At 59.0% G+C, this 6,820-nt stretch carries 6 protein-coding genes and 1 pseudogene; 2 read left to right on the top strand and 5 right to left on the bottom strand.

The window, feature by feature from the left end; all coding sequences use genetic code 11:
- The 5 genes and pseudogenes from EPN31_RS06180 to EPN31_RS06160 form a co-directional block, all read right to left on the bottom strand.
- Positions 1–399: pseudogene (locus tag EPN31_RS06180) on the bottom strand (hypothetical protein); the annotation flags it as partial.
- Positions 400–404: 5 nt separating this feature from the next.
- Positions 405–650 (bottom strand): heavy-metal-associated domain-containing protein, encoded by a 246-nt coding sequence (locus EPN31_RS06175; protein ID WP_291770799.1) that lies wholly within the window; start codon positions 648–650, stop codon positions 405–407.
- A gap of 193 nt (positions 651–843) precedes the next feature.
- Complete coding sequence (locus EPN31_RS06170) at positions 844–3,288, bottom strand: cation-translocating P-type ATPase (protein WP_291770798.1); 2,445 nt, start codon at positions 3,286–3,288, stop codon at positions 844–846.
- 392 nt (positions 3,289–3,680) lie between these two features.
- A complete protein-coding gene (locus tag EPN31_RS06165) occupies positions 3,681–4,184 on the bottom strand; it encodes a DoxX family protein (RefSeq protein WP_291770796.1) in 504 nt (167 codons plus the stop codon).
- A gap of 190 nt (positions 4,185–4,374) precedes the next feature.
- Positions 4,375–4,695 carry a DUF2282 domain-containing protein gene (locus tag EPN31_RS06160; RefSeq protein ID WP_291770794.1) on the bottom strand — a complete coding sequence of 107 codons (321 nt, stop codon included), beginning with the start codon at positions 4,693–4,695 and terminating at the stop codon, positions 4,375–4,377.
- 448 nt (positions 4,696–5,143) lie between these two features.
- Here EPN31_RS06160 and EPN31_RS06155 point away from each other — a divergent pair, with 448 nt between their 5' ends.
- Positions 5,144–6,301 (top strand): FAD-dependent oxidoreductase, encoded by a 1,158-nt coding sequence (locus tag EPN31_RS06155; RefSeq protein ID WP_291770792.1) that lies wholly within the window; start codon positions 5,144–5,146, stop codon positions 6,299–6,301.
- Positions 6,298–6,820 (top strand): sigma-70 family RNA polymerase sigma factor (locus EPN31_RS06150; protein WP_291770791.1); only part of this gene is annotated, 523 nt, incomplete at its 3' end. The genes EPN31_RS06155 and EPN31_RS06150, both read left to right, overlap by 4 nt.

The raw sequence follows: 6,820 nt of genomic DNA, 5'->3' as shown, positions 1-6,820 counted from the left end.
GTTATAAACCACATTTCCGACGGCCCCGATGATGACGCCGGCGGCAGAATAAAAGACAAGGATACCGAGCGCGACGAGTCCCGCCGCCCAAACCAGGGGACGCGAGGACGCCAGGTCATTGTTGCCAGGAGACCTTCCTGCGGTGAGATAGGCAAGGAACGCCGGTGTGATGGCGATACTGCAGGGCGAAAAAAAAGAAGCCGCACCACCCGCCAGTGCCAAGCCGAGGATAAGTGAGGAGGGGAGCGTCGCACCGCGCTGAAGTAGCGCGCCGGCGTGCAGGTATAGCGAATATCCACCTGCGCCCATCAGCAACAGGATGGCCGCCGCGCCGGCCGCCCTGAGCCAGTCGGGTATGGGTGCTGTTCTGGCCGATCGCATCGTGGTGAGCCTGTTCATGCCGATCAGTTTGGTGTTGCGGGCGCCACCGGCCCGTTCGTGGTGTATCCCAGCAGCCCGAGTCGATCGATGATTGTCGACATCTCTGTTTCAGTGGGATCGAACAGGACATCAATGCGTTGCGATGTGGCGTCCGCTTTTGCCTGATGGACGCCATTGATCCCGCTTAACACGCGCGAAACGCGCTGTTCACAGCTCTCGCAATGCAGCTTTTGGTCACCAGTGACCTTGAGAGAAACCGACTTGAGCATGATGTCGTGGCTCCTGTTTGTTGAACGATATTCGCGACGAGCGCTTTGTGACCGTCTGGTTCGCAGCTTTGTGCACCGTTGTACGCTTCGTCGATCTACGTGCTATGCACGCGATGTGCATGAGGTCTATTAAATCTTTGAACTAAGCTCCAGAGTCAAGTCGATCCTCTCGAAAAATTCTCGATCCCCCGATCTACGTCCGCCCAGTAGCCGACACCCCGCCAACCCCGCTGATGGCACCGAAAAAGAGCCCCGCATGCCCGCTCAGGGAGTTGATGAAGATGCTGGTGACGCTTGCGGCCATCGCCGCCATCGCCCAGACGGGATGGATCAGGCCGGTGGCGGCGATGGGGATCCCGATGCCATTGAACAGAAATGCGAGGCTGATGTTCTGCACCATCTTGCGGTAGCCGCGGCGGCTGATGTCGCGTGCCACCAGCACGCCGTCAAGGCGGGTGTTGAGCAGGATCACGTCGGCGGATTCGATTGCGATGTCGGTGCCGCTACCCATCGCGATGCCGACGTCAGCCTGCATCAGTGCCGCCGCGTCGTTGATGCCGTCGCCAACCATAGCGACGCGTGCCGTCCGCTGCATCTCGCGCACCACCGCGGCCTTGTCCACCGGCAGCACCTCAGCGTGAACCTGCCGGATTCCCATCTCGTCGGCAACCTGTCGGGCCGCTTGAGCATTGTCCCCGGTGAGTAGAACGACCCGCAATCCGGCCGCCTTCAGCCGTGCTACCGTGTCGTGCGCATCGGCACGCGGCACGTCGCCCAGAGCCAGGATGCCCAGCAGCACCTTCTCACGTGCGATCGCAATCACCGTGCGGCCTGCAGATTGCAGTGCCGAGACGCGTGCCTGAACCGCCCCCATGTCCACACCCTGTGCCTGGATGAAGGCCGGGCTGCCGATGCTCACGGTGGCGCCCGATCCCGCAAGGTGAGCAGTCACGCCTCTTCCAGCAACCGCTTCGAAATCTTCTACATTGGGTACGTCGAGCGCCCCACGGAAGGCCGCTTGCACGATCGCCTGGGCCAGCGGGTGCTCGGACGCGGTTTCGACCGCCGCAGCCGTCGCAATGAGTTCCTCCTTCGAGATGCCGCTAGGCTCGATTTCCCGCAAGGTCGGCTGCCCGACAGTCAGCGTGCCGGTCTTGTCGAAGATCACCGTCGTGACCTTGCGCAACGCCTGGAACGCCTCGCCGGTGCGCATCAGTACACCGTGTTCGGCCGCCTCGCCCGAGCCGCGCACGATCGACAACGGCGCGGAAATTCCGACCGCGCACGGATAGCCCATCACCAGCACCGACAGCGCGGCGAATACCGCGCGCTCCAGATCCAGGGGCCGGCCCGCCAGCAGCGGTCCGATCAGCCAGCCGAGCAGCGCCAGCATCGCGATTATGAGAACCGTCGGCGTGTAGACGCGCAAGACTCGATCCACGATGTGCAGCAAGCCGGGCTTGAGCGCGCGCGCTTCCTCGACGCTCTTGATCACCCGTTGCAGGAAGCCGTCCGCGCCAATGGCCGTGACCTGCACCAACAGCGTCCCGTTGCCGTTGATGGCGCCGCCCGCGACGCGGCTGCCCGGAACCTTTTCGACGGGCAGGGGCTCGCCAGTGATGAGTGCTTCGCTGACGGCCGATCGGCCGTCGAGCACTTGGCCATCCACCGGGATGCGTTCCCCCGGACGGATGCGAACCTGATCGCCCAGTTCGACTGCCTCGATCAGCAGATCCTGCTCGCGGCCGTCCTTCACCACGCGGGCGGTGTCCGGTTGCAGATCGAGCAGCTTTTTGACGGCCTGGAAGCTGCGGGTCTTGACGATCAGCGCGAGCCATTCAGAGAAGACGTGATAGGTCAAAACCATCGTCGTCACTGCGAAGAATGGCGCGGTGGGATATCCGGGGCGCTGCAGTACGAGGCCGATGACACCGCCGACAAGGCCGGCCCAGGCACCGATCTCCACCAGCACATGCTGGTTCAGAATGCCGCGCCGCAACGCCTGCACCGCCATGCGCAGGATGTGCGCCCCCAGCCCGAACACCATGACGATTGCAAGTAGTGCCGCCAGCCACGGAACCTCCGCTGTCAACAGGCCCTGCACACGCAAGACGAACGCCGCGAAGGCCCCCACGACCAGCGCGCCACTGCCAATGGCGGCACGCGTCCAGCCGCGGTTGCGTAGCACGGCAAAACCGAATGCCATCAGGCTGGCAACCACGAAGGCCGAGAGGGCCAACCCCCAGCCGCCGGACGGCTGGACGATCAGGCCAATCGCCGTCAGGCTCAGCGCAAGCGCGCCCAGAAAACGGTTGCGCTCGTGCGCGAGGGCGCGCTCCTGGGCCTCGAAGGGTTCTACCTTGCGCGGATCCGACAAGGTGTAGCCGATATTGGTCAGCGTGCGCATCAGCTCACCGGCGTCGGCGCGTTCCGGGTCGTATTCGACCAGTGCCTGCTCATGGGTCAGGCTCACCGCCACGTGATACACCCCCACCTTGCGCGCGAGGGCCTTTTCAATGGTGCCCGTGCACAGTGAACAATGGAGTCCACCGATGTGGGCGCGTACCCGGCGCCGGCCCGTCTGCTCGGTGGGTTCATCGGTCCAAAGTCTCGATCCAGTGGACGTTGCGAAATTCATCTCAACACCCTATGTTTATCGAACAAAAGGGATGGTAAACCTTGGTGTTGACTCAAGAGTCAAGTGGTTTTTCTGAACGTGATTGGCATGGTCCCGGTTATCGCCTGGCTCACAGACCTTGACGGCTACCGATAGGTGCGATGCGCCATGGATGACGGACCGGACAGGGCCGCGTGCATCTGGAGTCAGCCGATCTCTGTCTCGGTCTTGATCGCACATATTTTTCCCGGTGTTCTTTCGATGTGATCGATCACTCCGACAAATTTTCTTGTGAAGCCCGATTGCATGCTTCGTGAGCAACCCGCAGTCATCTGGCGAGCAATAACAGCCAACTGGCAGACGCCGCCGAACAAGTCATGGGACCATTGTTGTCGGTGGTGTGGCTCGGCATCTCACCGGGCATCGTTGTCACGCCACAGCTTTCCCAGAATGCCGTCAACAGACCACTTTCCGGGGCCCCAGGCCACCACTGCGAGCAGTATCATTGCCCACACCTTGTGATCGGTAAAGTCCCCCAGGTTCATCAATCCGCTCCAGAAACCATGCGGCCAAAGATCCGGGTATGAAATCACAGCGATCAAGTTGTAGAAGAACAAAAATAGAGCCGTGGCCCGGCCCGCGATGCCAAGCCCCAGCAGCCACGGAGCGATCAGCTCAATCCAAGTACCTAACACGGCCGCAATTCCCGGGGCCAGAAGCGGGACGTGGTAGAGGCTTTCAAACAGCATTTGCGTGCTTGCCGGGTCGGTGAATTTGACCACGCCGGCACGCCAGAAGGCGAATGCGACCCAAAGACGCATCAATACCAGGGCGACCGGGCCGACCCAGCTTTCCAGCCACTGCGTGATGCGCGGATAGCAACTATTTATGCAGGTGATCAATGCGGTGCTTGTCATGGTTGAGACCTCGTGTGTCTGTAACGGGGTAGGGCAAAACGCGCGTTACCGAGTAACGCCTGATAAGCTCATTCATGCATTGAGCAGCGTTAAATCCATCATCAAACGCGGTGGGGCACGCAACCCTATGCCGGCGCGAACCGGCATAGGATGCGCTATCGCGATGGAATCCGATATCACGACGAGCTTGTCAAGAGGACTTGAGACTACCACCGATTTTCCCGCAAACCCCCGCGGGCATCAGAACGAACGATGCCGGGTCGTGCGCTGTAGCATCCTGCCCTGCACAAGAATGGCCCGGGGACTGGCAGTCATTCTTGTATGCGGCGTTGACACCAAAGCATTTGGAATAGTGATTCTCCTTCATCGTCGTCATAGTCTTTTGCTGAGCGGCCTTCATCATCTCGGGCGTCATTTTCATTGGCTGAGCCATGGCCAGACCGGTGGCTGCTGTGGCACCGAGTGCAGCGGCACAAAGCAACGTTGATTTCAACAGGTGTGAACCGTTCATTAGTCATCTCCAAAATGGGTCAGGAGAACCCCGACGCTTCATAAGAGCCGAGGATGGCTTGAAAGGGTTCGCAGTTCTCTGATTTTTATTGCGCCTTTTTTCACGGAAAGAATTCGTCAAACCCACTTGACTCCACAGCTTCACCGAACCCCTTTCCTATCCTGGTTGTGATCTTTGAGTAGGTTGTTCATCTGAAGTAAATCCTGAACACTGGAGGTGCAAACCGAACCAACCTTCAGGAGCCCCCGGATGAACAACCATAAGGGTGTGAAGTGTAAGAATCCAGTCGCCAGCGGCGACGAAGCCCATGTTGGTGGTCATTTTCTTTTCCCGAGGCGCCTATGACAGAGGCAATACAGATGGCATGTCCGGACCCGTTCACTGCTGCCAAGACCCGCGAGGATCCGAGCCGGTCGGGGTCCTTTGCCCCTGCCGGGCGGGTTTTCTAATGAAGCGCTTGGTTCTGGCCGGCGGCGGACACGCACACCTATCAGTGCTTAGGGCGCTGGCTCAAATGCCGCCAACAGACATCGAAGTGGTGCTGATTACGCCCTCTTTATTCCAGAACTATTCGGGAATGTTGCCTGGTTGGATATCGGGCCATTATACCCAGGCACAGTGCCGGATCGATTTACGCGCTTTGGCGCAATCGGCGCGTGCCCGCATAGTGATAGGGCGAATCGTGGGCATGGATGCGGGCCGACACTGCGTCAGGTTGACGGGTGAACGGCATATCAACTATGACGTCCTGTCAATGGATATAGGCAGTGAGATCGATGTGTCGTGGCTGGAGATGGCGGGTGAACGACTATTGCCCGTTAGGCCATTGGATAAGTTTTTTGATGCCTGGCCTCGGATTTTGTCCGCTGCACAGAATAAATCCGGCTATCGTCTGGCGGTGGTAGGAGGAGGCGCTGCAGGGGTAGAACTGGCTCTCGCAGCACAATATGCATTGGTGCAATCGGAGGCCAACGGTCACATTGATCTCGTGGCCTCCGAGCCGGGTCCGCTGGTCGGGTACGCCGCGAGCGTCCAACGCCGCGTTGCACAGTCTCTGTCCAGGGCCAGGATCGCGGTTCATCGTTTGCGAGGAGCAGGTACTGCAGATGGGATATTGTTGTCCGACGGCACGCAGCTGCCCGCGGATTGCATAATCGCTGCCACCGGCGCACGGGCACCCTGCTGGCTCACGCTTTCTGGGCTGACTCTGGGTGAGAATGGGTATATCGCTGTTGATGGGCACTATCGAAGCATATCGCATCCGGACGTATTCGCGGCCGGCGATATTTGCACTCGTCAGGACACGATTGTGGCCCGATCCGGTGTACACGCGGTTCACGCCGGACCCGTACTGGCTGCGAATCTGCTGGCTTCTTTACGTGGCGGCCAGATGCGAGTTTACAGGCCTCGCAGCCGGTCATTATATTTGTTGGCTTGCGGTCGTCGCTATGCCGTTGCCTCTTGGGGAGGCTGGAGTGCGGAGGGTGAATGGTTATGGCATTTGAAAGACCGGATCGATCGGCGCTTTATCCGGCGGTTTTCAAACCCGAAGCAGCAGCATGCCACCTTATCGGAAAAAGAGTCAAACAGTGGGAAGAATATATGAAAAAAACAATGATGCCGAATGACACAGGTCCTCAGTCTGATCATGTTTCACTGCTCTTGGACACAGAATTCTTGACGAGCTTGCGGCGGCAGATGCTGAAATTTGCTACTTTACAGCTTCCAGACAGCCATCTTGCAGAAGATGCCGTTCAGGAGGCGCTACTCGGTGCACTCAAGAATGCCAGTTCTTTTGGTGCAAGAGCTGCACTGAAAACATGGGTGTTCGCAATTCTCAAGAACAAGATTGCCGATATCCTGAGGCAAAAACAACGCTTGGTCTATGTCGCTGATGTTGCAAACGAATACGGTAGCGAAGAGGACTTTACTTCCCTATTTGACGCCAAGGGTTTTTGGCACGCGAATGAACGTCCCATAGCGTGGTCGAACCCGGAAGAGTCCTTTCGAGAGGGCCAATTCTGGCGAGTCTTTGAAGCGTGCCTGGAAAGATTGCCCAGCAATCAAGCGCGAGTATTCATGATGCGTGAGTTTATCGAACTTGATTCGCATGAAATCTGCGCGA

Origin of the sequence: Castellaniella sp., from assembly GCF_004321985.1 — a bacterium.
In the GTDB taxonomy this organism is placed as follows: domain Bacteria; phylum Pseudomonadota; class Gammaproteobacteria; order Burkholderiales; family Burkholderiaceae_B; genus Castellaniella.
The sequence above is the reverse complement of the archived record's forward strand: the minus strand, read 5'-3'. Positions and strand labels throughout refer to the sequence as shown.

Excerpts from the sequence above, each read along its gene's own strand:
- EPN31_RS06165 (WP_291770796.1), bottom strand. The coding sequence starts at position 4,184 with ATGACAAGCACCGCATTGATCACCTGCATAAATAGTTGCTATCCGCGC.
- EPN31_RS06155 (WP_291770792.1), top strand. The coding sequence starts at position 5,144 with ATGAAGCGCTTGGTTCTGGCCGGCGGCGGACACGCACACCTATCAGTG.
- EPN31_RS06160 (WP_291770794.1), bottom strand. The coding sequence starts at position 4,695 with ATGAACGGTTCACACCTGTTGAAATCAACGTTGCTTTGTGCCGCTGCA.
- EPN31_RS06170 (WP_291770798.1), bottom strand. The coding sequence starts at position 3,288 with ATGAATTTCGCAACGTCCACTGGATCGAGACTTTGGACCGATGAACCC.
- EPN31_RS06175 (WP_291770799.1), bottom strand. The coding sequence starts at position 650 with ATGCTCAAGTCGGTTTCTCTCAAGGTCACTGGTGACCAAAAGCTGCAT.